Below are 26,018 nucleotides of genomic sequence, written 5' to 3'. Positions count from 1 at the left end.
ATGTAGTATGGTAGACGTTCCTTTAGACCTCATCTAAACTGCATCATCGTCCGACTCGTCTGTGTCGTCCGCCTTTGTCTCTGATTGCCGGCCCAGATAAGCAGCGATGACACGTTCGTCATAGCGAACCTCATCGGGCAGGCCATCGGCGATCTTCTGGCCATAGTCCAGGACCGCGATATGATCAGACATGCCCATGGTAACCGCCAGTTTATGCTCAATCAAGAGGATCGTGAGACCGAGTTCGTCGCGCAAACGGCGAATATATTTGACGGCCTCCAGGGTTTCGGCCTCGTTCATACCGGCCGTTGGCTCGTCCAACAGGAGCAATTTAGGGTCGGCGGCCAGGGCGCGCGCGATCTCGACACGGCGACGATCAGCATATGAGAGATTCATCACATACTCATCCTGTCGCGCCACCAGGCCGGTGCCAAAGAAGCCCAGCAGCTCGATCGCCCGCTCACGCGCCATACGCTCCTCCTGCACCACCCGTGGCGTACGGAAAAGCGATCCCAACACCGTCGCCTTCAAACGCGTATGCTGGCCCACCAGCACATTTTCCAGCACCGTCATGTTGTTGAAAAGACGGATATTCTGGAAGGTACGCGTAATCCCCTGCAACACAATCTTGTCCGGCGAAAGACCAACCATCGAACGGCCAGCCATCAGGACCTCACCGGATGAGGGCTCATAGATACCCGTGATTAGATTAAAGACCGTCGTCTTGCCCGCCCCATTCGGACCAATTACACTCACAATCTCACGGGGCCGCACAATCAGGTCCACTTTAGAGACCGCGGTCAACCCACCAAAGGTTTTGGTAACGTTACGCAATTCAAGCAAGGCATCCGTCTGACTGGCAACGACGGTTGGGGTCTGAGTATTTACTTTTACCTCTTCAGAACTCATCTTTCATAACCTCCTTCGTGGAAACTACTCCACACGCATCTCAGCTTCAAACTCAGGCGTCCCGGGAGGTTGATCCAACGCGGAAGGCTCGGCCTCTTCATCCTCGTTTTTGGTATGATGCAATTCACGGCGGCGGCGCGCACTCGGAATCAAGCCTTCAGGCCGGAAGATCATAATCACGATCAGGATGATACCAAAGAGCAGGTTACGCACATTGGAGAACGTGAAGTTGTGAATCAACTGTGGCAGGAAGTGCAGGAAGTTAGTAGGATCACTGGCATACGTATCTAACTGGTTCAAGATCAGCAGGTTGATGGCATACACCACGACCGCACCGACCAGCACACCTGGAATACTACCCAGACCACCGATAACCACCATGGCCAGATAGATAATCGAGTCCGTCGAATTGAAGTCGCCAGGCGCGACCGTTCCCAGTTTAGCGGCGTGATAGACACCGGCAATACCCGCGAAGAACGCACCGGCCGCAAAGGCAAACAGTTTGGTATTGACCAGATTGATACCAGACGACGAAGCCGCAATCTCATCCTCACGAATCGCGATCCAGGCACGACCCATACGGGAATCGCGCAGGCGTACGTTGGCGAAGATACAGGCACCGATCAAGATCAAGATCAGATAGTAGTATGGGGTCGGACTGGTGATCCAGTTGACACAGAAGGAGCCGATACAGGGTGTGGCAGGTGGATAGACGCCGGCAATACCATCGGTACCGTTCGTGTATTTATCCATCTGCGTAAAGACAATCGGGATAATTTCTCCAAAGCCTAGCGTCACAATCGCCAGGTAGTCACCACGTAGCCGCAATGTCGGTGCACCCAGCAGGACTCCCCAGAGTGCCGTAAGCAGGGCCGCGATAATGATCATCGGCCAGAAGAACCAGGAAAACAGCTCTGGCCGGGCAATGATACCGGTCAACTTATAGAACTGGGGTGAGCCCACCATCGACCACGCATAGGTGCCGATGACAAAGAACGCCACATAGCCCAGGTCCAGCAGGCCCGCGAAACCCACGACGATATTCAGACCCAGGGCCAGAATCACATAAAAGCCCAGGTCGCCATAACTGGTAATGCGACCCTTAGTGCCCGAGCCAAACAGGATCGGATCCAGAACTGGATACAGGATCACAAAGGCCATTAAGAGTATGAGATAGACGCGGGCCGCGCCACGGCTCTGCAACGGTTTATCGTTCGGCACCACATCACGTGCCTCTTCTTTAGCACGGCCGGCCGACAGACTCTGCAACTGCTGCTCGCGACTCACCTTACGCGCATTTGCACGCCAACCCTGACGTCCACGCTGCTTCTCCTCGACTTGAGCGACCTCCACGCCGGCATCCGGCTTCACTGCATAGCGCAGCGCCAACTGACCACCCAGGCGACCCAGGAAATAACCGGCCAGCGGCAGCAGAATGGTGCGAGCCACCACCCAGATCATAAGCAAAGGAGCTAACTGATCGGTCGCGTAAAAGATCAGGTCCGCCACCAGCGTAATCACCGCAAAAATGATGCCAAACCAGAGTCCAGCCTGCTGGGCCAGACGCAGGCGCGCCCCACTCTCCTTATCATCAATCACATGCAGACTATCCAGAGGAGCGGGCGGTGTATAGTGCATCGACTTACGAACCTGGTTACGCACAAACATATAGAGCGCCCAGATCACCACAGCCAGACCAATACTGATCAAGAGATTCGCGGTCGTGGCCAATAATATCAGAGGCACAACAGCCGCAAACACAACATCTAACCAGACCTCCAGTATACTACGGCGACCACTATCCGCCGCAACCAGATAGCCGGCCAGCGCAATCACCGATCCATAGAGTAAGAGCAGGAACAGCGACTGAAAGATCAAGGACGACGGATCATGGTCCAGATAAGAAATGTCCGGATACAACATACCGAGCAGCACATTATTCACCATCTGCTCGCCCACCCAGACATAGGTAAATACCAGAATTGGCACAAGCAGGGCCACCAGCCACTTTAACAAGAGCTTGCGCGTCTCAGTTCCTGGGAGCAAAGTACGGGGGATTTCTGATACAGCCACGTTTAATCACCTCGCTTTGACGCTTGATTTATTATAGAGTGCGACACTACACTTTCTCAGGTGTATTTTGTCCAAACAGGCCAGAAGGACGGAAGACGAGGATCAAAATTAAGATCGCAAAAATCACGGCCTTGTTCCAGGCATTACCACCATGGGGTAGGATCGTATCAGGAATCAAGGTCACCAGCGAATAAATCAAGCCGATGATCAAGCCACCAAACATCGCGCCCACCAGATTTCCAATACCACCCAGGACCGCAGCGGTAAATGCGATCAAGCCTTGCTCAAAGCCAAGATAGAAATAGGTATTGGGGAACTTGAGACTGTAGATGAAGGCCGCAGCCCCGGCCAGACCAGCACCGATGAAGAACGTGATACCAATAACCAGATTCACATTGACGCCCATCAGGGCCGCCGCATCACGATCCTGTGCCACCGCACGCATCGCACGTCCAATGCGCGTCCGTGTCACCAGCAGTTGTAAGCCAATCATCAAGACAATCGCCACCACCAGCACAAAAATGTTAATCACATCAACATTCAAAGGACCAAGCGCCACGCTACCAATTGGCAACGAAACAAAAGAAACATTGGTGTTACCAAACCACAACTTACCAACGTCCTGCAAAACCAGCGAAACACCAATGGCTGAGATCAATGGAGCCAGGCGGGGAGCGTTACGCAGCGGACGATAGGCAACACGTTCAATCAGCACACCCAGTACAGCACAAAAGAGAAATGAGCCAATACAGGCCAGAGCAAGCTCACTGACCAGCACCCAACTCATCGTGTCAGGAGGATTAGCCGCCGTCACGCCCAGCGCGCTCAGAATAGCAATCGTAACAAAGGTACCAAGCGTAAAAATATCGCCATGAGCAAAATTAATCAGCTCGATAATACCATAGACCATCGTGTATCCCAGCGCAATCAGGGCATAAATAGCACCTGTGGCCAGGCCAACGATCAACAGGTTTAAGAAAGTAGCCATAAAGCTGGTTACTCCTTATCTTCGCGAGTCAATGGACTACAAGGACAATGAAAAGGGGGAAAGAGAAAAAGAAAAGCCTGGAAAGGCATCAGACGGAAAAAAAGAATTCATCCCGCTAATGCCCTTCCAGTGCAACTTATTTCAAGCTACTGGTATCAACCTGTTCAAGGAACTTCCAGCCATCGCCGCTACCCAGATCACCAATGGTGTACAGGGAAACGAAGTGGTTGGAGGTATCGCCGTTCTGATCGAAGCTATGATGGCCGGTAACACCATCATACTGGATCGCCTGAACAGCATCAATGACAGCCTGACGGAACTTGGAAGCCGCGGCATCATCACCGGAATCCTTTGGAGCGACAGCCTTTTTGTCAGTTACAGCTGTTTTGATCGCCTGCAACAAGATCTTGGCATCATCATAACCACCGGCACTATACGCACCGATCTTATCAGCGCCATACTCCTTGGTATAAGTATCAAAAAAGGTTTTGGAAGCAGGAGACTGACTAGGATCAATACCAGGGATAGATGAGAAAACTGGTCCGCCGCCCAGAGGCTTGACAGCCTTGGCCAGGGCCGAAGTTTTAGCACCATCACCAGCCAGGAAAGGCGTATTGGCCAGGCCTGAGACGCTCTTCATCTGCTGACGAATGGTGATACCACCAGTCGAGTCATTACCACCGAAGAAGATCACATCAGGTTTCTTACCAGCGATCTCAGTCAGAATATTCTCGTATGAGTTCGTCTGTTTGATACTGGCATTACCAACAACCTTGCCACCAAGTTTCTCCCAATAAGTGGTAAAGTTTTTGGCCAGACCAACACCATAGGCCTCGGTATCATTGATCACATAGGCGGTTTTATACCCCTTGGTCTTGTACCCATATGATGCCAGAGCCGCACCCTGATACTGGTCAATCGTCGCGGTACGGAAATAGGTTACTTTTCCGCTTGGGCGCAACTGCTTTACCTTGCTATTCGCGCCACCGCACTCGAAGTCAGGGGTCTCTTTGGTCAGACAGTCATTGGTATTTGAAGGACTGATAAGAGCAATACCCGCCTGATTGGTGGTTGGCATCTCAGCCAGAGCCACGCTACTATTGATCGGGCCCACGATACCAGCAACCTGAGCATCACCAATCAGATCGGTGACATTCTTCTGTCCCACTGTCTGATCATGGGTACCACTGGCACCAACATCATCTTTGTTCACGGCCACAAACTTATAACCAGGCAATAAATTGGAGTCATTAGCCTCTTTAATGGCCAGGTTCGCGCCATTTTGAGCCGGTAAACCGGTTGAAGCATCACCGGAAGTCGTGGGGAGTTCAGTCCCAATTTTAATAGTAATGGTCTCTTTCGTACCGGTATTACCTGTACCGGGATTTGAGGGAGCCGGAGTACCAGCACCACACGCGGCCAGGATGCTGAGAATGAGTGTGAAGCCTACCATTGAGGCTAAAATACGAGACGGACTTCGTCGCATAATGTAGTCAGCCTGCCTTTCACTGAGTGTCCACCGTTTTACCGTGAAACACCTTCCACCTTCAAATAGCTAATAAAAAAACAATGCATAAGAGGGGTCACAGGTTGCTGTACTAATAGTAAGGACGTTATTACCCTACAAAAATAAATACGTCATGGAGAAAGCAAATCTCACCAGTCTTCCCGCCTGTTTTGAAAGCAAGCAGCCACAATTGTTAAAATTGTGTTGAAAAGAGCGATTACATCTCCGCCGTTTTTATTTTATAAGCAAGGGAAAGAGATTGAGGGGATTATAAGGGCAGTTATGCGGTCTGTCAAGAGAGGGTCGCGGCTACCGGTCTCACGCCTGCAGCGCGAGACTTGTGGAGATGCCGGGTGGAATGGGCGATCGCGGTCGCCCATTCCACCCGGCATCTCCACAATGAATAGGGGTATAATATATTACAAAGATGGACCGGCGTCAAAGAGCCGGTCCAGGCTGGGGTTAGTCGCGGAGGTAGGTGTCAAAGAATTGGTTGACGCGTTTTTCGTAGTCGGAGGTGGCGATAGAGTAGGATTGGGCGTGTCCGGCTCCGCTAACGACCCAGGATTGCTTGGGGGAGCCGGCAGCCTGATAGAGATTGTTCATACCGGCGAGCGGAGTCTGGCTATCGTTATCTCCGTTGACAAAGAAGAGCGCGGTGCGGCCGGCGAGTTTGTTGACAACGTCGATTGGGCGCGCCTGCGTAATGTCAACACCATAGACTTCTTCGACAAGCTGGCGGTCAGCGTCCCGGACCTGGTCGTTGGGAACATCGCCCGGCACACGCGTAGCATCCACAGGACAACTGTCGGCGACCAGCGCACTGATATCATTACTGCGGGCCGCGGCCAGCACGGAGGCTGTAGCCCCCATCGATAAACCGAGGACACCAATTTTACTATTAGTCGTATCTGGATAGGCGTGCAAGAAATCGATGGCCGCTAGAATATCGCTTGATTCCACCATACCTAGAGTAGACATGATGCCCTGGCTTAAACCATAACTTTGAAAATCAAAGAGGAGCACGGTATAGCCATGGTTATATAGGAAAGCGGAACGCTGCAACATATCGGCACGATCCCCAGGTGTGCCGTGGGTTAAAATAACGATCGGAGCCTGAGGGGCACGTACAGCCAGCCAGCCAGAGATCAAATTACCACGATCATTGTAAAAAGAAACATCAAAGGCCGGGATGACATGGATATCTCGGACCGGAGGAATAGGCGTGCTCTGGCCCGGACGTAGACCCTGGGTCAGTTGAAAAAGCTCTGACTTCTCCGATTGATTTAAAGTCGAAGCATTGTTCGTATCCTGCGTGTCCGACGAAATAAGCGGATCAGATTCTAGCGCCCAGGTATTCTGGCGCGCCACCTGTTGCAACGTGGCGGCGGCACCATTTACAGGAGACACATAGACGGCATGCAAACACCAGGAAACTGACAGCACAAACATCATGCTCAGAGCGAGTCCTAATCGCCACTTATAAAATTGCTGCATCTCAGATCTCCACCAAATAATCATTTATGCACAAATTGTGCGCGAAAGCGATCAAATGCTGCGGAAACCTGGCGCTGAGTTGCCTCCAGCGTTCCCCCATTATCAATTACCTCATCGACCAGAGGTCGTTGAACATTAGGGTCAGGTTGTGCCCGCAAACGTGCCTGTGCTTCAGATAGACTCAAATGATTACGCTGCATCAGACGTTGCAACTGTTGCTCGACAGGGCAAATAATCAGCCATTTGGCCTGACAAAAAGCTGCCGAGCCGCCCTCCAGCAACTTCACCGCATCCAGGACCACGATGCCATCCCGGCTGATCCTGGACAGTTCGGCCCGAATCACCGCATGGACCGCGGGATGCACGATCCGTTCCAGAGCCTTCAGAGCCTCAGGATCATTAAAGACAATCGTGCCCAACGCCTTACGGTCCACACTACCGTCCGCCGCCACGACTGCCTGGCCAAAGCGCTCGCCAACCTGTATCGCAATCGGCTGGCCCGGCTCATACAAACGATGTACCAGCGCGTCCGCATCAATATAGCGCTCACCCCCCAGTGCCAGCACCATCTGTCCCACCGATGTCTTGCCACAAGCAATATTACCAGTTATTCCAAGCACATATGCCATAAGAGAGAAACCTCATTTTACTCATATAGTAAACAGTATACGGCAGAGATAAAGCAGAAAATAATACGATATTCCCATGTCATTATAGCAGCACGGAATAGTTTAACATATCTTGGTGGCTTGAAAGGTTGCACATGTGTCTATCTCAAGCCAAAAGTCCTCATAGTTTTATTAGCGCAATAGCTGATGGTGTATACTTGCAAAGTGCATAGTAATTGTTGTTAATAGCTACAGGGTATTATAGAACAACAATAAAATTGGTCGTTTATTAGTACAGGTAAACTGGTATAATTACAAAGTTTGTGCCATTGGGTGGCACGCACATATAGATCTTTCTTATTATATATACTTCTTATTTTGCAAGAGAGATACAAGTACTACGGTAGTTTATTTTTTTGGTAAATGATTTTGGCTAGCCTGATGCCGCGCGCCTACGGCGCGCGCTGTTTTTATGTGAGCGGGGAAATTGAGCGGCGGTTGCGACCGCCGCTCAATTTCCCCGCTCACACAATAGGGTTGGAGAGGGTCGCGCCTTACAGGTAGAGGTTTTGAAAGCGGGGTCCAGTCCAGGGGCAATGTCCCTGAAAAACCTCTATCTGCAAGGGGCATCGCGCACAATAGGGTTGGGGGTGAATTGGATAGTTCTGATAGAGGATCAAAGAAGTACGAATGAGTAGTTTCGTTGCCAGTTCATATAAACACGGGTACAATGGATGCATATAACTGTCACTGACATATGCGTCTGGAACACGCAAGCCAGTCGATAGACCACGGAATCAAAACTGGAAGGAACAAAATGTATTCTGGAGAGTTGACAAAAACGCCACCACAGAGAGGACTGCCACGGCATATCGGCCTCATTATCGGCATGAATCAGTATCAGGACAGTACATTTCGTCCACTCCAAAGCGCCGAAAATGATGCCCGCGCCCTGGCCCAGTGGCTGGTAAATAATAAAGGGGGAAAATGGTCTCCCCCGGATGTGCAGCTCGTACAGGGTCAACATGCCACCAGGGAACTTATAGAATCACTGATCACACAAATATGTCTCCATAAAGCAGAGGAGGGTGACTCAATCCTGCTCTATTTCGCAGGCCACGCTTTTGTGGATGAACGCTCAGGTGAGGGATATCTGGCATTTACCAATTCCCGCTATCAAGATCCATCCACCTGTTTGAGTCTTCATTCTTTCTCCCAGCATGTTTTAACCCAAAGTCGAGCCGCACAGATTCTCTGTATCTTCGACTGCTTCCAAACAGGGCCAGTCTGGAGTATGCGCCGCACGTCCGCATATGATTCAAAGCCACTACTTGGCAATGCGGTACTGGGTCTTTTGCAGTCACTACCGAATCGGCTATTTATGTGCTCATGTCGCGGCAATGAGATTACAGGTGAGAGCAGTCCACAGGGCATTGGCCAGCTCATGCGTAGCATGATTATGGGATTATCTGGTCCGGCCGTTGATGAAGCCACGGGCACAGCTACCCTCTCGAAACTCCATGCCTATTTATTTGGCGTACTCGATGAGCAGCACCGCCCACAGCTCTTTGGGCAGCAGCAGACACCATTTATGATTCTTGGCGACCTGCCAGACGTAGGACCGCGCGGTGTAACCGGGGCATTTCCCCAGATGGGACAGACCAATACACTTACAAATCCAACTGGTCCTCAGACCAGCGGATCACTGTTAAAGAGAGGTCTGCCTTTTGGAGCCTCCGCATCAACGGCAACGGCGGTTCCACCACAGGCGCCCGCACCATCGACGTCGGGACACATAATGTCCTCGGCTCTGGATCCACACATCGACCAGCAGAACCAGCAGGTGGTAGCCCAGGCACAGCAATTATTCCAGGCCCAGAATTATGGGGAAGCCTTCAACCTGATTGAGCAGGTTCTGCAAGGCTCGCCCAACGACCTGCCCGCCCTGATCCTGAAAGGCCAGTTACTGGGCACAGCCGGTCGTTATGTTGAAGCCCAGCAGACCATTGAACATATCCTGCAACTGGAGCCAGATAACGCCATGGGCTGGAGCATGCAAGCCGTCGTGCTCAGTAACCAGGGACAGCATCAACAGGCCCTGAACGCCATCGAGCGCTCACTGGAACTGGATGCGCAGAATCCAGAAACCTATGTGATCAAGAACAACATCATGGGCAGCCTGGCCGTCGTCCAGACGCAGACAGGCGAACATACATCCAGCAAATTAAGAGCGGCCAGATCGGCCGGGCCAGCCATCAAGGGCAGTCAGGCCTTTATGCTCGGCCTCGCCCTGAGCATCCTGGGAACCGTCCTGGGATTCGTTGGTGTAGGTTTACTGGCCTTCATGGCCAGCATCCCTTATATTGGCCTCTTGCTCATCAGTATGGGTATCGCAGTTCTCTGCGTCAATGCTGCTCGCGGCTCATTCCGCTATGGCTTCATTATCCTGCTTGAGACCGCCATCTTCTCGATCCTGTTCGCAGCCATCCTGGGAGGACTCGGCATAGTTGGCCAGAGATTTGTCATCAGCCAGATCAACCTGCGCCCAAGCCTGTTTATGCCGGTCATCACACTAGGCATCTGGCTCGCAATCGCGGCCGGAGTCCCCTTTGTACTCGCCCTCATCGGCTTCCTCGGTGGCATCCCGGCCCGAATGAGAAACAAGAAACGCTCATAGCCAGACCAATAATAAAAAGGCTCTCCCTTACATATGGGAGAGCCTTTTTATTATTGGAGCCACAGACGGGGTATGGAATACCAGCCGAGCATGAGTCAAATGGGTATGGAACGCCAACGTTGCGACGTGAATTGGGTATGGAATGCCAGCGTGGCGTACGTGGAGTGGGCGTGAGATGCCAGCCGATCATACGTGGAGTGGGCGTGAGATGCCAGCCGATCATACGTGGAGTGGGCGCCACACGCAAGGCCGGCATGTAGCATGTTCAAAGGCGATACGTGAATGAAAGGCATACATGCCTGTGGCGCCTACACCACTCTTGTTTCTTCAGGCGTGATCGCTGCGGAAGGTTTTGGGTGGCGATCGTGTCCCCGAATCATAGTTCATGATCGCCACCCAAAACGGTTCCCCAGCACTTCGGCAACCTCCACCGTGATTGGTGTAGGCGCCACAGCACTGCGAGTCGTTCTGACCCGTTGGCCCACGTAAACTCAGCAGTGCGGCCTTGCGTGTGGCGCCCACTCCACGTACGCCACGCTGGCTGGTGGCGCCCACTCCACGTACGATTGGCAAGCTAAACATGTCGCGCCAGCCACATCACATATCGCTTGCATGAAACGAAACGCCCGCTGGGGGGCAAAGCTACTAGCTGGCCATGTCGGCGACTTGTTCCCATTCGGCGAGGAGCTCGTCGACGCGGGCTTTGGCCTGGTCGTAGTCAGCGGAGAGCTGCGTGAGCTTCTCGGCGTTGGCTTCCAGGGCGGCCTGGGAGAGTTCTTCTTCCAGGAATTTGACGCGGGCCTCGGCTTTTTCGACGTCGCGCTCGACATCTTCAAGGGTTCTGGCTTTGGTTTTGCCACCCTTCTTATTGTTGCCTTTGGTGGGTGCCACGGGTTTGGCGGGTGCGGCCGCCTTGGGAGCAGCTTTCCCCTGGCTTGCAGTTGTGATCGGCTGATGACGGGTACGGTATTCGGTGTAATTACCCTGATAAGCATTCAGCACGCCGTCCTCGATGGCCCAGACTTTGGTGGCCAGGCTGTCGATAAAGTAGCGGTCGTGCGAGACGAAGAGCAGGGTGCCATCGAAATCGCTGAGCACTTCCTCCAGGAACTGGCGCGAGCCAAGGTCCAGGTGGTTGGTGGGCTCGTCAAGCACCATCAGATTGGAGCCTTGCAGGGTCAGTTTGGCGAGCGCAACACGGCTGCGCTCACCACCACTGAGCATGCCGATCTGCTTAAAGACATCATCGCCAGAAAAGAGGAAGCGACCAAGAAAGCTACGTGCGCCCTCTTCACTCAGCACGCTGACCTGACGAATCTCGTCAACGATGCTACGCTCCATGTTCAGGCCGGAATGGGTCTGTGAGTAATAGCCGATGCGCACACCATGACCAATATTGGCATGTCCACTCAGTGGCGTCAGCTCACCGATCAATGTGCGCAGCAGCGTCGTTTTGCCGGCACCGTTAGGACCAATCAGGCCCACGCGATCACCACGCAACATCTCAAGGTCCGAGACCTGCACCAGCGCCTTTTCGGCGCCACCCTTACCATAGCCGGCAACGAGCTTCTGCGTCGAGATCACCACCAGGCCACTATTGGTCACCGAATTAAACTCAAAGGTCAGCTCCGGCATATCCTGTGGACGCGACACACGCTCCATACGATCCAGCAATGTCTGACGACCACGCGCCTCACGGCTACGCTGACCCGCTTTATAGCGGCGAATAAAATCTTCGGTATGCGCGATATAGGCCTGCTGAGCCTCATACTCACGACGGCGGCGCTCCATGCGCTCCTCACGTAGCGAGAGATACTTACTATAGTTACCTGGATACTCCTCGATACGCTCAAATGCCAGCTCAATGGTACGCGAAACCACCTTATCCAGGAAATAGCGATCGTGGGCCACAATCACCATCGCCCCCTTCCAGGCAGAGAGATAGGTCTCCAACCATTCCAGGGTCGCCAGATCCAGATGGTTCGTCGGCTCATCAAGCAGCAGCAGCTCAGGTTCCTGGAGCAGCAGTTTGCCGAGCGAGGCACGCGTCTGCTGGCCACCACTCAACTGCATTACTGGAGCCTGCTGCTGCTCACGGGTAAACTCCAGGCCATCCAACACCTGCTCAACACGATTCTCATAGGTATAGCCGCCGGCATGCTCATAGCGCACCTGCAACTGATCATAACGCTGCAACACAGCAGGATCAGCCTGATCCGAAGACATCTTAAGCGCCAGCTCGCCCAGTTCCTGCTCCCATTGCCGTAGTTCAGCAAAGACAGACAGCATCTCTTCGCGCAACGTATTAGCGGGATCGAAATCAGTAACCTGAGTCAGGTAGCCAATGCGCGTATTACGAGCAAGCGCAATCGAGCCCTCATCAGGCTCCTCGCGACCAGCCAGAATATTCAACAACGTCGACTTCCCTGCCCCATTAGGTCCAACCAGACCAATGCGATCCTGTGGATCAATCTGGAAATTCAGATCAGAAAAAATCCGCTCCGCCCCAAAAGATTTCCCTAGATGTATTACACTTACGACTGGCATATATCTTCACCCAGTTTTTTTCAAGCAATTTTCATCATACACATTTGGACTAGCGTACCATAACAACCCATCCAGTGCAAGTGTGTAATTGGGACCTGTCGTAGCAAGCCACACACCTGCGTGTGAGCGCTATAGGCATGAGGTAGAAAAAAAGTGGGCACAACTAAAGTTAAGGTTGAACCGTACAAGATATTTAGTGTAGTTATTTTCCAGGTGGGAAGAGGTCCAGAAGGTCATAGTTTGGTCAAGATTTGACGACATTGGCTGAACATATGCTATTATGTTATACTAAGGAAACAAATCCTTCTGTTGAGAGAAAGGATGCTGAGGTGGCGAAAGAGCAGTCTCTGGATAATTTGTGGTTGGCCCAAACATTATTTGACCTTGGGGGCGTACAATTTGGCAATTTTACAGTGAGCGAATCAACTGTAAGTTCCCCGGTTTTTGTAAATCCAAAGGTCTTAATTAGTAACCCAACCGCCCTTCGTGTTGCCAGCAAGCTGATGCAACAAGAAATCGATTTAGCTCAATCATTGCGTCGTCCGCGTGTTCACCCCTTCTCGCTGATCGCGGGAGTGCCGGTTGGTGGACTCTTATTGGGGACGGCTTATTCATTGGAAACAGGTATCCCCCTTATTTACGCACGGAGCCGTCCGGAAGGTACGGGCAAGCGCGGAATTGAGGGACATTTTACTCAAGGCGATACGGCGATTATTATCGACGATCTGATTACACGTGGAGGAAGTATCCTCGAAACGTCAGCGCTCCTTGAAGAAAATGGCCTGAAAGTAAAAGATGTGATTGTCCTTGTTGACCGTGAACATGGCGCCGCCGAGCGCTTACACCGTCATGGATATAATTTGATAAGCATCTTGAAACTGGATGTTATGCTCACCCATTATATGTCAAGGAGCCTCATCACTGAGGAAACGTATCGCAGGTGTGCTGACTATCTGCGCGGCAAACAGGGTGAACCCCATACCGGTCCGCTCGGCCTGTAATCTAATCGACGTGAAACAGGGACGAGGCAGAGAATTCTCTGCCTCGTCCCTGTTTTGCGTTGTGGGGTTAATCAACCGCAAGGGTCAATACGTTTCGGTGAAAGGGGAAGAGGAATGCCTCCGACTCCATGGCGTGGCGTTGTGTATGTCGAGTGACACCATGAGCCACCCGAGCGTACGTCGGGTGGGCGCCACACGCAAGGCCGCACTGCTGAGTTTATGTGAGCCATGGTGTCAGAACGACACGCAGTGCTGTGGCGCCTACACGAATCACGGTGGATGTTACCGCATTGATGGGGAACGATTGACAGGCCCCGTGCCCGTACGCATTGGATCACCACCCATGATTCGTGTGTTTCCACGTTGCGGAGCGATCATGCTTGAAGAAATATGATTGGTGTAGGCGCCACAGGCATGCGATGCTTGCTCAACGCGTATCGCCGTTGAGCAAGCATCGCATGCCTGTGGCGCCCACTCGACGTACGTTCGGCTCGCTTATAGCGTCGTTCGCTCGATGTATGGTTCGCTGCTTTTTACGCCATTTTCGTGAACACAAAAGTACTTAACCGCAAGGGTCGAACCTACGAGGGGATGGCGTCCCATTTGACGGGTAGGCCGGCCATTTGCATGATGCGCAGAGCGTTACGGGTCGGGCTGGGGCCTTTGCGCAGGCGGTATTCAAAGATCATCTGGTCGTCGACAATGTTTTCTTTGAAATGATAGTTTCTGATGAAGGAGAAGAGTTCGGTAAGACGGACAAGTTCAAGGTCGTGCGTGGAGATGGCTCCGACGCATTTCTTTTCAACGAGGGCTCGGATGTAGGCTTCACTGCCAATGAGGCGCTCGTAGTTGTTGGTACCCTTGAAGATTTCGTCGATCAGGAAGAAGATGGGGTATGGGGCGTCGGACTCCAGACGATCCAGCAGGCCTCGCAGGCGTCTGACTTCAGCATAGAAGTAGGAGTAGCCATCGGCCAGCGAGTCGGTCACACGGATACAAGCGTAGAGTTCGAAGATTGAGGTGCGTAGTGAACTGGCACTTACAACACTACCCGCATAGGCCAGACAGAGATTGATGCCGATGGTACGCAAAAAGGTGCTCTTACCAGACATATTGGAACCGGTAATCAGCATAATTTCACCTCCATCCGCCAGATTGAAATCATTGCTGACCTTGCTGCTCCTCTTAATCAAGGGATGTCCAAGTTGCTGGGACTGAAATACAGGGCTGGATCCAGATTTGCGGGCCGCTACGATTTCGGGAAAGGTGTAGTCGGGATTCATCTCGGCGAAATTGGCCAGGGAGCAGGTGGCTTCAAGATCATACCAGACATCCAGCCAGATCGGCAGATACTGGGCAATCAAGGCCTTACACTGATCCAGTTGATAGGCGGTAATCGCGCCAAGGGGGAAGAGGGCGTTGACAACCAACCACGTTTCAGCACTGCGCGAGATCGCCGCCCGGCCGGTAATACTCTCTAACCGCCTGAGGAGGTGCGAGGGTCGGCGATCACCATGTTCAAAGAAAGGCTCACAATGCTTCCTGAGCTGTGAATTACGCGCGTAGCGATAGTTTTCCAGATAGCCAAAGATCTGCTTCAACTGGTCAAAGGCCCGGCGCTGCTGATAGGTATCCTCTGCCAGATTGCCTTGCTCCTTCTTAGTGGTCAAATACCAGATCAACGAGGCGAGGAGAGCGCCAACACAGTAGAGCGGAGAGGTATGCTGGAAAACATAGAACAGGACCGTCAGGGCGAGCAGGCCAGACAGGACGAGCGCAATCACCAGTGTCGAGAGCTTTTGTTTGGATGCCGATTGTGACTCTAACCATTCCAGCAAACGATCACCATCAACGGGCTCGGTGAAGCGGGTCGCGAACAAAGAATAGAGTTGGAGCTTATGGCGGAAACGCGTCATCGGGATCAACTCACGCACCAGTGCCTGGCGGGAACGAATAGTATCAATGTCAGGCTCAAGCTCTAATAGCCAGTCCCTTAGACGTAGCATGCCCTCAAGAGAGACACCAGTATTGAGCAAGCGATGGAGCGAACGCTCCCCACTGATATCCAGATCGATCTCAAAGGGATGATCCATATCTTCCTGTTCTTCGCGTGGTGGCACCGGCGGCATGGCATCCCAATTCAGATTCAGGCGTGCCCGCTGCTCATCCAGCAAGCGCAGCCAGACCTGATAGCGTAACATGCTCGTATTGACTTTAGGTTGAAAGCGGGACAGCATAAAAAATGCCAGGCAGGTCAGCAGGATAAAGACAAATCCCAGTACAGGGAACGTCGCCAGGCCCATAATAGTCAGAAATACACCCGCACCAATCACACTCAGGGTACGCATCTTATTACTCTGATCAAGCGCCTGCGTTTTGGCCAGCCGCCGCTGGATGCGTGCATATTGCCGATCAATTGCTGATTGCTGCTCAGACATCGTCTCCATGCTTTATTCTTCTTCCTTCAAAGGATCACTATCTGTGACATGCTAAAGTCAGAGTTAACCAAATGAGAAAAACCAGGAACTACAGGGCATTTAAGAGCGCATGGACAAAACCGATGCCGACCGCGAGCCAGTCAAAGGACTGTGTCCATTGCACCCATTCCTGCTGGGTCGGCCAACCGGGCTTGTAACGTGAGACCAGATCACGGGGCATCACAATCGCCCATTTGCTGCCCTCACCCAGGCCAGCCGGCGTTAAACGTACAGAAATATTAAAGACCGTCTCAGCGGGGAGCCGCTGCTTCCAATCTGGCATCTTTTGTAGCAAAGGATCATGACGCCACTGACTAAATAAGACCGGCACCTGCTGTCCCTGTGGGGAACGTTGCAGCGTAATCACCTGTCCTACGACGGCGCTCCGTTCCCATTCGGGGAAGCGCAGCCAGATTGAATAGCGATACTCATCCAGGCCGGTTGAGGTGATAAAGGTGGGCAGGCGCTCTGGCTGGCAACGTTTCTCGGTATCACTTTGCCAGATTTTGACCATCGCATCCAGGCGCTTCTTTTTGTCCTCGGCGCTCAATTGGGCCATCGGACCGGTATTGGGCGGATAGGATTCAGTTTGCATAGTTATGATGAACCTTTTTTTCAGTTTGTTCCACGCCTACGGCGTGGAGAGAGAGGGGTAATTTCTGGGGACACCCCAGACCCCGGCAGGGATGCTGCGCTCCCTGCACCCTCGCTTTTGGCGGGGTGATGCACTCCTGGCGGGAATGCTGCGCTCCCTGCACCCTCGCTTTTGGCGGGGTGATGCACTCCTGGCGGGAATGCTGCGCTCCCTGCACCCTCGCTTTTGGCGGGGTGATGCACTCCTGGCGGGAATGCTGCGCTCCCTGCACCCTCGCTTTTGGCGGGGGTGATGCACTCCCTGCACCCTCACTTTTTGGCTCCTGGTTTATTTAGAGTATGCCATAAGTTGGGACAACATGCACGAAGCCAGTTGTTGATGTCGGCGGGTAATGGTGCGGTGAATGTATAGGGATCGTTGTGTGGGTAACGGCGCAGGGTCAGGCGATAGGCATGGAGAAACTGCCGGGTTAAGGGGAGTTGCGCCGTTGCGCCGTGGTCGGGGGGCGCATACATTTGATCTCCAATAATCGCATTACCGGATGCCGACAGGTGGGCGCGGATCTGATGGGTGCGACCGGTAATCGGGCTGACTTCTAGCAGGGCGAACGGCTCTTCGACTGCCAGCACACGAACAGAGGTCTGTGCCTCCTGCCCACCAGGAATGACGATACAGCGCCGACGCTCATCTGGATCACGGTCCAGGGGACCATCCAGCAGAAACTCGTCTGCGGGCGTAGCCGAGTAGAAACTGTTGCCATCAACCTGTTGTGGCTCACTATCAGGCGAGCGTTTCGTGATCGTGAAGGGCGCACGAGGTTCTGCCCAGGAGCCAGCACCACGTGTAATCACGGCCAGGTAACGCTTATCAATCGTATGATCATGAAACTGCTTGATCAAATGACGGCGCGAACGCTCCGTGCGTGCCAGCGCCACCACCCCCGAGGTATCCTTATCCAGGCGATGGACCAGACAGGGACGCAGCAACAAACCATCTTCCTTCCACAAACGTTGCAGGCGCTTCTCACGCAACATCGTCTGGATAGCAGGAGGCGCACCCGCCCACTCCGGATCATCCGGAAGAGAGGGTGGCACCCAATTATCTCCATTCTGGGTCGCCAGATATGCCAGCACCGCATCCCACATGGTACCATCGGCATGCTTATACGTGGGATGAATGACCAGGCCGGCAGGCTTATTCATAATCAGGAGATAATGATCTTCATAAACACATGAGACGTCAGCAATATCCATGCCGTGAGTATAGGTGTTTCTCGGCCTAACGTCAATATATGGAATGTAGATGAGATGTCATACATTTTTTGCCAGCACAACCATGGACCAGGGATCCATACCCCATACATCCCACATCGCGAAATTGCATCCCTGACATGATCATGATCAGCAACCTTGACGTAGGGCGAGGAGACGGCAACCCGCAAGGGGATTGCCCTACAATAGTCATTTCCAGGTTCGTTTATCATCCATGAAAATTGATAAGATCAATACATATTCCAGAAGAAAAATGAACAGGAAACACGTAAAAGTGTAGGGCAATCCCCTTGCGGGTTGCCGTCTCCTCGCTCCACGTCAAGGTCCCTGTTTACGATCATGATCTTCATCTCCTGGCCGTTTTGTGCGGGGGCTCAAACATGATTGTGTCCATCCGTTTCGGGTGGTTAATCTTCATGAGATGGATTGTGGCCAGGGGGATCGGGAATTTGTGTGGGTATGGGACAATTGGTCGTATAAAATGCTTTAATATGGCTTGAGAAGCGGTTTTATGTGGATAAGGGATTGTATGAATGTGATAGAATGTTAACAACATATTTGCTTGGGAAAGAAACCCCCAACGGGCAGATAAAGAGGGATGGACATGTCACAAATACGATATTATGATCAGCAGGAAGAGTTACGCGAGCCGGTGGTGGTGGTGGCCTTTGGCGGCTGGAATGATGCTGCGGACTCTGCTACAACAGCTATTAAGTTTTTAGTCGATCGGTGGTCACCAGAGAAAATTGCTGAAATTGATGCGGAGGACTTTTTTGTTTTTACGGAAACACGCCCGACGGTCAAATATGTTGATGGTGCACAGCGCAGTATTAGCTGGCCCGATAATCAATTCTTTGCCCACACGGATCCCGAACTTACCCGTGATGTGATCCTCTTTCTCGGTACGGAACCACAGCTCAAGTGGAAGACTTTTAGTGAGGCGTTCATTGAAATATGTCAGAAATTTCATGCCTCTGAAGTGGTTTTCCTGGGAGCTTTGCTGGCCGATGTTCCTCATTCATTGACGGTTCCCATTACGGGGGCTTCAGCCGATAATGAAATTATGGAACGCTTACGCGAGATGGAGGTTCGTAACTCAGGCTATGAAGGTCCTACCGGTATGGTGGGTATCCTGCATGATGCCTGTCAGCGGGTGAGCCTGTCATCAGCAACAATATGGGCGGCGGCCCCGCATTATCTGGCGGCTACCCCCAATATTAAGGTAACGTCCGCGCTACTGACCTATCTGAATCAGTTCCTTTCATTGGGGCTGGACTTGCATGAGATTCAATCGGACGCCGTCCGCTTTGAGGAGCAGGTCTCGGCACTGGTCGCGAAGGATCCTGAGGCCCGCGAGTATGTGCGCCGGCTGGAAGAACAGGTTGCGAATGGTATTGAGGACGATGAGGATGAGGATGACGACGACGACGATGAGGATGATATCCTCCTGGATCCGGATCGCGCTCCCAGCAGCGGTCCCCTTCCCAGCGCCGATAGCTTGATTCGCGATGTTGAAGCACTATTACGCGAACAGCGAGCGACCGGCCAAGATTCAGACGACGACGAAAACAAGGAGAGTGAATGAGTATTTCACCCTATCCATTAGAAGAAGTACTTCAGCCGCGCTCAGTAGCGATACTGGGCGCGTCACGTGCCCCCCAGAAGTGGGGGCACGTGGCGGCTAAACAGTTGATCACCGGAGGATTCGCCGGTGATATTTATTTAATTAATCCAGCGGTCTCGGAGATCCTCGATCGACCTACCTATCCCAGTCTGCGCGATGTGCCCGGACCCGTGGATCTGGCGGTTATCGCGACGGCGTTCCCCCATGTGCAAAAAGGCGTAGATGATTGTATCGCCCATGGCGTCAAGGGTATTGTGATCATTACCGCCGGCTTCAGCGAGACAGGTCCTGAGGGGCGCGCACTGGAGCAGGCCTTAGTGGCACGTTGCCGTGAACATGGCATTCGTGTGATTGGTAGCAACTGCATGGGACTCTATGTCCATCGCTCCAAATTGAATGCCCTGGGTATGGTCTTTCCCTTGCCGGTTGGTCCAATTGGACTGGTCTCACAGAGCGGCAACCTGGGTATGTACTGGTATGCGCAGGCCCACCTGGATGGACTTGGCTTTAATACCTTCTTGAGCGTCGGAAATGCCGCCGATGTCTCGTTTCCCGAGTGTATGCACTACCTCTCACGTGATCCCGACACGACCGTCATCGCCGGTTATGTTGAGGCCATTCAGGAAGAGACATTGCGGCAAGCGACCAGGGAGATGTATCAGCAGGAACGCTACAAGCCGACCGTGATCTTCCTGAGTGGAGCCACCGAAGTCGGAGTGCGGGCCGCGCTAGCCCATACCGGCACCCAGGCCATGGTTCGACCCGATAATGACACAGGACTCCTGAACAGCGGAGTAGTACGTGTCATCCGCTCAGACGAACTCTTTCCAGTCGCCCAGGCCCTGGCAGTCCAGCCCCCCACCCCTAAAGGTGGACGGCGCATCGCCATCGTCGGAGATGGTGGTGGTAGCTCAGTTGCCACCGGTGACGCAGCCGTACGAGCCGGCCTGGCAGTCCAGGTACTGGCCGAAGAAACACAGCAAGAGCTGCGCAAACTCATGCCAGATCGCGCCACGCCCGCCAATCCAATCGATGTAGCTGGAGCCACAGACGAAGATCCACTCTCCTTCGCCACCATCACCGAAGTCTGCCTGCAAGATCCCGAAGTTGATGGCGTCATCGTCACCGGCCTCTTCGGCGGCTATCGCATGCTACTCTCAGAAGAATTCGGGGCCCGCGAAGAAGCTGCGGCCCGCATGCTCGGCCAGCTGGTCCAAAAATATAAGAAACCAGTGCTGGTGCAGACCGTCTATGCCCGCCACGACATACCCGCCCTGCAACTCCTGCGCGAAGAAAAGATTCCCTATTACGAATCCGTCGAGATCACCTGCCGGGCCATGGCCGCCCTGACAGAGATCGGCCAATTCCTGGCCAACGCTCCAGAATAACAGGTGAGGCATACGTCAGCCTGGGGAGCGCAGGCGCCCCTATTCATGTTTTTATTATTGATGCAGCCATGGCGCAATGCGCCATGGCTGCATCAATAATTTTGTATCGTGGTTCAGGCACGCATTGCACCATGGCTAAAACATATGCTGGAGCCGCTGGGACTGTGCGTAGGCTTCGCGCACACTGCGCTCGATCAGTTCCCGAGCATCGGGTATGTCATTGATCAGACCAATCATCTGGCCGGCCCAGACAAAGCCTTCATCCAGGGCCCCTTCAAGCGAGGCGCGAGTATTGACCTTCCCGCTAATATGCGGGAGGAGCCGCTGTAAACGCTCCTCGGGGGTCACCTGTGAACGCTCAAGTTCTTCCTCGATGGCCAGGATCTCCGTGGCCTTCGGTCCTTTGAGCACACGGGCAGGACGCCCAATGGCGCGCTCAATGATGACGGTATCGGTCTCTTTAGCCGCCACCAGAGCCTGCTGATAGGCGGGATGGGCATTACTTTCCTGCACCGCCACAAAGCGCGTGCCGAGTTCAATGCCATCGGCCCCGAGGGCCAGGGCCGCCGCCAGGCCACGTCCGTCCGCGATGCCCCCGCTGGCCAGCACCGGAATCTTCACAGCATCCAGGATACGTGGCACCAGCACCATGGTCCCGATATCGTCACGGCCAAGGTGTCCACCGCCCTCAAAACCAACCGCGATCACGGCGTCCGCGCCCAGACTCTCGGCCTTCTGGGCCGCGCGCACACCGGCAACCAGCACCATCGTGCGCACCGCCACCCCACTCTGCTGGATACTACGCAAGAGCTTCTCCGGATTACCGCCAGTAATACTGATCGCCGCCGGAGCCTCCTCCAGCGTCACATCCAGGAAACCATCCAGGGGAACATGACCAATCGGAAAATTCACACCGAAAGGTCGATCCGTCAACTCCTTTGTACGGCGGATATCTGCCCGCAGCTCCTCGGGGGTCGCAAAACAAGCACAACCAAGCTGGCCGAGTCCGCCCGCATTCGAGACGGCCGCCGCCAGCTTTGAATACGAGAGATGGGAAAGACCACCCTGCACAATTGGATAACGAATATTCAGTAATTCCGTGAAACGCGTATGCATCTTCTCTGGCACCATAGACATAGACGAGCACCCACTTTCTCATAGAAGCAAAAATATGCATGCCTGAACACAAGAGGAACAGGCACGCGGTTTGGAAAAAGCAATCGCTATTCTATAGTCTACAACGAAAGAGGCACTAAAGGACAATCGTTACTTTCCGTTGTGTGCCACCGCGCAAGAAGGTGAGGATAAGTTTATCGCCGGCGGCATGCTGGCGCACCACCCGTTGCAGGTCACGTGGCTCCGTCACCGTCGCGCCATCGGCGGCCAGAATGATATCCTGGCGCCGTAAGGCCGCCAGTTCAGCAGGACTGCCAGAGCGGATTTCCAGAATCTCCATACCCTGACGCTGGGACAGGCCAAGGCTGCGGCGTACAGCCTCATCTAACTCAACACGCATCCCACCAACACCGACTGACACACCCGCAGGAGTCGCCGCCGCACGCTTCTGGGAGATACGAGCCACCACCGACTTCATGGTATCCAGAGGAACCGAGAAACCGAGTCCCTGCGCCATCGGCAACATGGCGGTCGTGATACCAACCACCCGGCCCGCGCTATCGACCAGTGGACCACCCGAATTACCAGGATTAATCGAGGTATCGGTCTGGATCAGATTCACCATTTTACGTGAACCTGGCACATCCAGTGTACGACCGAGCGCACTAACCACACCAGCCGTAACCGTCCAGTTCAAGCCATAGGGATTACCAACCGCAATCACCAGCTGGCCCACCCGCAGTGGCTGGCGACCAAGCTCGGCCACCGGAAGATGATCGGCCCCAATACGCAGGACCGCCACATCGACATCTGAATCGCTCCCGACCAATCCGGCCGGAAACTTGCGACCATCGGCCAGCGTCACATAGATACGACGCGCCTTATCAACAACGTGAGCATTGGTTAAAATCTGTCCATCGGAAGCAAAAATGAAACCCGATCCCAGACCACCACCACCCGGAGGAGGAGCATAGCGACCATGGCGAGGAGCCATATCGCGTTCAATATCGATACGTACAACAGCCGGGCCCACACGCTCGGCGGCAGCGGTAACAGCGTTGGAATAAGCATCCATAGCCAGCGCATCTCGCTCATATGTACTCATAAATTCGCTAACTTTCTTGTGGAACCCGGTCAAAGTATGCACGTGCGAGGTCATGACTCAACAAGGTTGATATATATGTTATCACAGATAACACTACCAGCGCCATTTTTTATTTCGCCAAATCCTCATCATAAATACTGAACTCTTTTGGAGAGATACCCAAAGTTCTGGCGATAACCGTTCTCAAGGAGAGCAAGTAGCGGTAGCGCTGCGTTTCCTCATGCAAATATTGATCATAAGACGCGCTTTGTACCACGCTCACGACGGCTCTGATCAAAATCTCTGCCGTCTCCTGGGGAAAGTCAACGTCGAAGACCCCTTCCCGGACCCCTTGCTCAATAATTTGAGCAAAGGGTGCAACCATTTTTTGTGCCATGAGCACATAGTATTTATATTGCATCACATCAGATTGGATCAGCGTGCCCAAAAGCGTTGCATACTCTATTCTAGAACTTTGAAATTCCGCTTTTTTCGTCATAAACAGCTTGAATTTTTCTAGAGCGCCAGTCTTTTCATCATCAACCAGCGGCTGGAGATAGGCCAGCGCGTCATCGATGATATTCTTAATACTTTCAGACAGCATTTCATCTTTTGACTTGAAGTAGTGATAAAACCCGCCTTTCGAGATACCACACTCTTTTAGTACATCATCAATACTCGTCTGCTCATAGCCTTTTGCGAGAAAAAGCTTTTCTGCTACTGCGAGGATTTCTCTTTTCTTGCTTTCATGATTATCGGCTGGTCTGGCCACGTTTGTTCCTCCTCGTCTACGATTGTATTCATCAGGATGTTGTAGCCTTTGGGATCATGCATGACCATAGAGTCCCAAAGATACCGAGATCCTCCTGACATAGGATGCTTTACAGTTAGATAGAATAAGATATTCAAAGGTTGGGCAAGGTAAGGTAGCACACCACCAGTATGGGTCAAAATCAATTGCGACTGGCTGAAGTACTTTTTATAGGCTCCCAGGTAAAATGCTTTTGCCACAAAGTAAATCGCGTCAAGATAATTCTCATTCAGGAGAGGAATACCTGTACTATCCACCGGATGAATGAGCACTGGAACATGCAGTGTGGACAGCTTTGCCATAATGCGTTCATCCAGCAACTTCTCAAATGGGGTTGCTGAAATATCGATGCTCAGGCAAATACCATCCAGTTTCAGTTCATTCAGGCAGTAATCTATCTCACTGAGCGCGTACAGCGGCTGCTGCACATCGACTGCACCGAAGGCACCCAGCTGCTGCGCGTCCTTCTGACGAACCTTCGCCACCTCCTCATTATAGACGCGCAAGATACGCACGAGGTCATAGCCGCCCAGCTGCCACACCTGCGGCAAATCCAAAGATACCATCACCTTATCATATCCATTTTGCCTCATCCACTCCAATGTTTGTCGTTCATCCCACGCGCTCACACCAGCAAAGTCAAAGGAGGGATCGATAGCTTGTACGGTATCGATCACCTTTTGTGGAACACAGTGATAGTGATATTCGACGTTTCCAACTGCTCTGGCTGGCCTGGATTGACTGCTAATAACAACGGGCCGCTCTGTTTGCTCTACAGCCACCATGTCCGGACCAAATAAGCGCCGGGCATTACCGATAAAGATATCTTCAATCTGCGCTTCCGACAGGCCAGACTTGCTATCCAATGCGCTATAACTCTTCACAAGGGTAGCCACAGCCATCTTGTTAGCCCAGCCCAGGTCGCTCCCAAAGACAACATGTCTTTCATCAGAGAAATTGAGAAGTTGAGGAATCTGCTCATCAAAAGCCTTGGATGCAGTATCCAAAAAAAGCTGCGACTTCCACCGTGCAAGCTCCGCCTCGATATGCGAATGTTCACCTTGCAGGGACCGAATGAGCGTTTTATAGAGAGGTGGCAATATTCCTCCTCCATGAGAAAAAATCCAGCGGATATGTGGATAGTCCCTGTGATAGCCGCTTTTGATAAAGTCGATAACCGTCCTGGTCGTGTCATTTTGCCACAGATATAAAGGATTCAGGAGCCGATGATCTTCCTGCCGGGCTCTTCCATTGGGATGGAGATAGATAATGGCGCCGCGCCTGTCAAGCTCGGCATAAAATTCACGATAAGCCTTATCCCCAAGATATTTCCCATCGACATTAGACATCAGACCAACACCATCAAGTTTCAACGTATCTAACGCATATTCCAGCTCTTTAAGTGCAGCTGATACATCAGGCAGAGTCGTCGATGCAAAGCCCCCGAATTTGCCAGGATAATCCTGCGCCATTTGCGCTATATATTCATTACATCTACGGCTAAGCTTCTGACTATAGGCCCCATCCTTGAAGAAGATACCTGGAGATGAGATCGACAGAAACGCTTTTTCGATGTGAAACATCTCCATCATCTTCACCGAATATTCAGGGCTCCATTGCGGCCATTTGATCTTACTCACATCGGCAATCCCAAGGTTCTTCAATTCATTTACATAGAAATCCGGCACAACATGATGATGTACATCCCATTTTTGATAGGTTTTTCCTTTCACAGTCATCCGTCCTTTCCATTTCACGAACATGAGCAGTTTATACTAATTAATATACCGACGTCGGTATATTAATTAGTATAAATCCATACGAGGCCGCAGGTCAAGAAGAAAA

Annotated in this window: 19 protein-coding genes; 4 read left to right on the top strand and 15 right to left on the bottom strand. The window is 52.6% G+C overall.

The genetic code is table 11. The features are described 5' to 3' along the window. Positions 1–33 precede the first annotated feature (33 nt). The 6 genes from EL633_RS18810 to coaE all read right to left on the bottom strand — a co-directional run bounded on the left by EL633_RS18810 (position 34) and on the right by coaE (position 7,603). Complete coding sequence (locus EL633_RS18810; protein WP_126628660.1) at positions 34–909, bottom strand: ABC transporter ATP-binding protein; 876 nt, start codon at positions 907–909, stop codon at positions 34–36. Positions 910–933: 24 nt separating this feature from the next. Continuing rightward, positions 934–2,982, bottom strand: coding sequence for a branched-chain amino acid ABC transporter permease (locus EL633_RS18805; RefSeq protein ID WP_126628659.1), 2,049 nt, complete (start codon positions 2,980–2,982; stop codon positions 934–936). Positions 2,983–3,028: 46 nt separating this feature from the next. Then, entirely contained in the window at positions 3,029–3,970 is a 942-nt protein-coding gene (locus EL633_RS18800; protein ID WP_126628658.1) for a branched-chain amino acid ABC transporter permease, read from the bottom strand. A gap of 136 nt (positions 3,971–4,106) precedes the next feature. Beyond that, the gene (locus EL633_RS18795; protein WP_126628657.1) at positions 4,107–5,456 is read right to left on the bottom strand and encodes a branched-chain amino acid ABC transporter substrate-binding protein; all 1,350 of its coding nucleotides are present in this window, start codon (positions 5,454–5,456) and stop codon (positions 4,107–4,109) included. A gap of 483 nt (positions 5,457–5,939) precedes the next feature. Beyond that, a complete protein-coding gene (locus EL633_RS18790) occupies positions 5,940–6,974 on the bottom strand; it encodes an alpha/beta hydrolase (RefSeq protein WP_161982251.1) in 1,035 nt (344 codons plus the stop codon). Positions 6,975–6,994: 20 nt separating this feature from the next. Next, positions 6,995–7,603 carry a dephospho-CoA kinase gene (coaE, locus tag EL633_RS18785; RefSeq protein WP_126628655.1) on the bottom strand — a complete coding sequence of 203 codons (609 nt, stop codon included), beginning with the start codon at positions 7,601–7,603 and terminating at the stop codon, positions 6,995–6,997. A 796-nt stretch (positions 7,604–8,399) separates the two neighbouring features. Between coaE and EL633_RS18780 the strand changes: the two genes are divergently transcribed. Further along, positions 8,400–10,259 carry a tetratricopeptide repeat protein gene (locus tag EL633_RS18780; protein WP_161982250.1) on the top strand — a complete coding sequence of 620 codons (1,860 nt, stop codon included), beginning with the start codon at positions 8,400–8,402 and terminating at the stop codon, positions 10,257–10,259. Between the two features lie 327 nt (positions 10,260–10,586). On the opposite strand, the gene EL633_RS18775 is transcribed toward EL633_RS18780, so the two are convergent. Both EL633_RS18775 and abc-f read right to left on the bottom strand, forming a co-directional pair. Continuing rightward, complete coding sequence (locus EL633_RS18775) at positions 10,587–10,841, bottom strand: hypothetical protein (RefSeq protein WP_126628653.1); 255 nt, start codon at positions 10,839–10,841, stop codon at positions 10,587–10,589. Positions 10,842–10,904: 63 nt separating this feature from the next. Next, a complete protein-coding gene (gene abc-f / locus EL633_RS18770) occupies positions 10,905–12,806 on the bottom strand; it encodes a ribosomal protection-like ABC-F family protein (protein WP_126628652.1) in 1,902 nt (633 codons plus the stop codon). 329 nt (positions 12,807–13,135) lie between these two features. Here abc-f and EL633_RS18765 point away from each other — a divergent pair, with 329 nt between their 5' ends. Beyond that, positions 13,136–13,807 carry an orotate phosphoribosyltransferase gene (locus EL633_RS18765; RefSeq protein WP_246039169.1) on the top strand — a complete coding sequence of 224 codons (672 nt, stop codon included), beginning with the start codon at positions 13,136–13,138 and terminating at the stop codon, positions 13,805–13,807. Between the two features lie 581 nt (positions 13,808–14,388). Here EL633_RS18765 and EL633_RS18760 read toward each other — a convergent pair. From EL633_RS18760 to EL633_RS18750, 3 genes are all read right to left on the bottom strand, one after another. Further along, positions 14,389–16,254 carry a MutS family DNA mismatch repair protein gene (locus tag EL633_RS18760; RefSeq protein WP_126628651.1) on the bottom strand — a complete coding sequence of 622 codons (1,866 nt, stop codon included), beginning with the start codon at positions 16,252–16,254 and terminating at the stop codon, positions 14,389–14,391. A 79-nt stretch (positions 16,255–16,333) separates the two neighbouring features. Continuing rightward, positions 16,334–16,879: a hypothetical protein gene (locus EL633_RS18755; protein WP_126628650.1), complete on the bottom strand. Its 546-nt coding sequence runs from the start codon at positions 16,877–16,879 to the stop codon at positions 16,334–16,336. 308 nt (positions 16,880–17,187) lie between these two features. Further along, positions 17,188–18,132 (bottom strand): RluA family pseudouridine synthase, encoded by a 945-nt coding sequence (locus EL633_RS18750; RefSeq protein WP_126628649.1) that lies wholly within the window; start codon positions 18,130–18,132, stop codon positions 17,188–17,190. Positions 18,133–18,754: 622 nt separating this feature from the next. Between EL633_RS18750 and EL633_RS18745 the strand changes: the two genes are divergently transcribed. Both EL633_RS18745 and EL633_RS18740 read left to right on the top strand, forming a co-directional pair. Further along, positions 18,755–19,735 (top strand): PAC2 family protein, encoded by a 981-nt coding sequence (locus EL633_RS18745; RefSeq protein ID WP_161982249.1) that lies wholly within the window; start codon positions 18,755–18,757, stop codon positions 19,733–19,735. Next, positions 19,732–21,162 (top strand): acetate--CoA ligase family protein, encoded by a 1,431-nt coding sequence (locus EL633_RS18740; RefSeq protein WP_126628647.1) that lies wholly within the window; start codon positions 19,732–19,734, stop codon positions 21,160–21,162. Before EL633_RS18745 ends, EL633_RS18740 begins: the two co-directional genes overlap by 4 nt. 135 nt (positions 21,163–21,297) lie before the next feature. On the opposite strand, the gene EL633_RS18735 is transcribed toward EL633_RS18740, so the two are convergent. From EL633_RS18735 to EL633_RS18720, 4 genes are all read right to left on the bottom strand, one after another. Next, positions 21,298–22,299, bottom strand: coding sequence for an NAD(P)H-dependent flavin oxidoreductase (locus tag EL633_RS18735; protein WP_218027517.1), 1,002 nt, complete (start codon positions 22,297–22,299; stop codon positions 21,298–21,300). 115 nt (positions 22,300–22,414) lie between these two features. Then, positions 22,415–23,383 carry a S1C family serine protease gene (locus EL633_RS18730; protein WP_161982248.1) on the bottom strand — a complete coding sequence of 323 codons (969 nt, stop codon included), beginning with the start codon at positions 23,381–23,383 and terminating at the stop codon, positions 22,415–22,417. Positions 23,384–23,492: 109 nt separating this feature from the next. Further along, positions 23,493–24,134, bottom strand: a complete 642-nt coding sequence (locus tag EL633_RS18725) for a TetR/AcrR family transcriptional regulator (RefSeq protein WP_126628645.1) — start codon at positions 24,132–24,134, stop codon at positions 23,493–23,495. Next, the gene (locus EL633_RS18720) at positions 24,080–25,906 is read right to left on the bottom strand and encodes an amidohydrolase family protein (protein WP_161982247.1); all 1,827 of its coding nucleotides are present in this window, start codon (positions 25,904–25,906) and stop codon (positions 24,080–24,082) included. Before EL633_RS18720 ends, EL633_RS18725 begins: the two co-directional genes overlap by 55 nt. Positions 25,907–26,018: the final 112 nt, after the last annotated feature.

Source organism: Dictyobacter alpinus, from assembly GCF_003967575.1.
GTDB lineage: Bacteria > Chloroflexota > Ktedonobacteria > Ktedonobacterales > Ktedonobacteraceae > Dictyobacter > Dictyobacter alpinus.
This window is presented reverse-complemented; position numbering and strand designations above follow the sequence as displayed.

Excerpts from the sequence above, each read along its gene's own strand:
- EL633_RS18810 (WP_126628660.1), bottom strand. The coding sequence starts at position 909 with ATGAGTTCTGAAGAGGTAAAAGTAAATACTCAGACCCCAACCGTCGTT.
- EL633_RS18800 (WP_126628658.1), bottom strand. The coding sequence starts at position 3,970 with ATGGCTACTTTCTTAAACCTGTTGATCGTTGGCCTGGCCACAGGTGCT.
- EL633_RS18795 (WP_126628657.1), bottom strand. The coding sequence starts at position 5,456 with ATGCGACGAAGTCCGTCTCGTATTTTAGCCTCAATGGTAGGCTTCACA.
- EL633_RS18790 (WP_161982251.1), bottom strand. The coding sequence starts at position 6,974 with ATGCAGCAATTTTATAAGTGGCGATTAGGACTCGCTCTGAGCATGATG.
- coaE (WP_126628655.1), bottom strand. The coding sequence starts at position 7,603 with ATGGCATATGTGCTTGGAATAACTGGTAATATTGCTTGTGGCAAGACA.
- EL633_RS18780 (WP_161982250.1), top strand. The coding sequence starts at position 8,400 with ATGTATTCTGGAGAGTTGACAAAAACGCCACCACAGAGAGGACTGCCA.
- EL633_RS18775 (WP_126628653.1), bottom strand. The coding sequence starts at position 10,841 with ATGTTTAGCTTGCCAATCGTACGTGGAGTGGGCGCCACCAGCCAGCGT.
- abc-f (WP_126628652.1), bottom strand. The coding sequence starts at position 12,806 with ATGCCAGTCGTAAGTGTAATACATCTAGGGAAATCTTTTGGGGCGGAG.
- EL633_RS18760 (WP_126628651.1), bottom strand. The coding sequence starts at position 16,254 with ATGGAGACGATGTCTGAGCAGCAATCAGCAATTGATCGGCAATATGCA.
- EL633_RS18755 (WP_126628650.1), bottom strand. The coding sequence starts at position 16,879 with ATGCAAACTGAATCCTATCCGCCCAATACCGGTCCGATGGCCCAATTG.
- EL633_RS18750 (WP_126628649.1), bottom strand. The coding sequence starts at position 18,132 with ATGGATATTGCTGACGTCTCATGTGTTTATGAAGATCATTATCTCCTG.
- EL633_RS18745 (WP_161982249.1), top strand. The coding sequence starts at position 18,755 with ATGTCACAAATACGATATTATGATCAGCAGGAAGAGTTACGCGAGCCG.
- EL633_RS18740 (WP_126628647.1), top strand. The coding sequence starts at position 19,732 with ATGAGTATTTCACCCTATCCATTAGAAGAAGTACTTCAGCCGCGCTCA.
- EL633_RS18735 (WP_218027517.1), bottom strand. The coding sequence starts at position 22,299 with ATGTCTATGGTGCCAGAGAAGATGCATACGCGTTTCACGGAATTACTG.
- EL633_RS18730 (WP_161982248.1), bottom strand. The coding sequence starts at position 23,383 with ATGAGTACATATGAGCGAGATGCGCTGGCTATGGATGCTTATTCCAAC.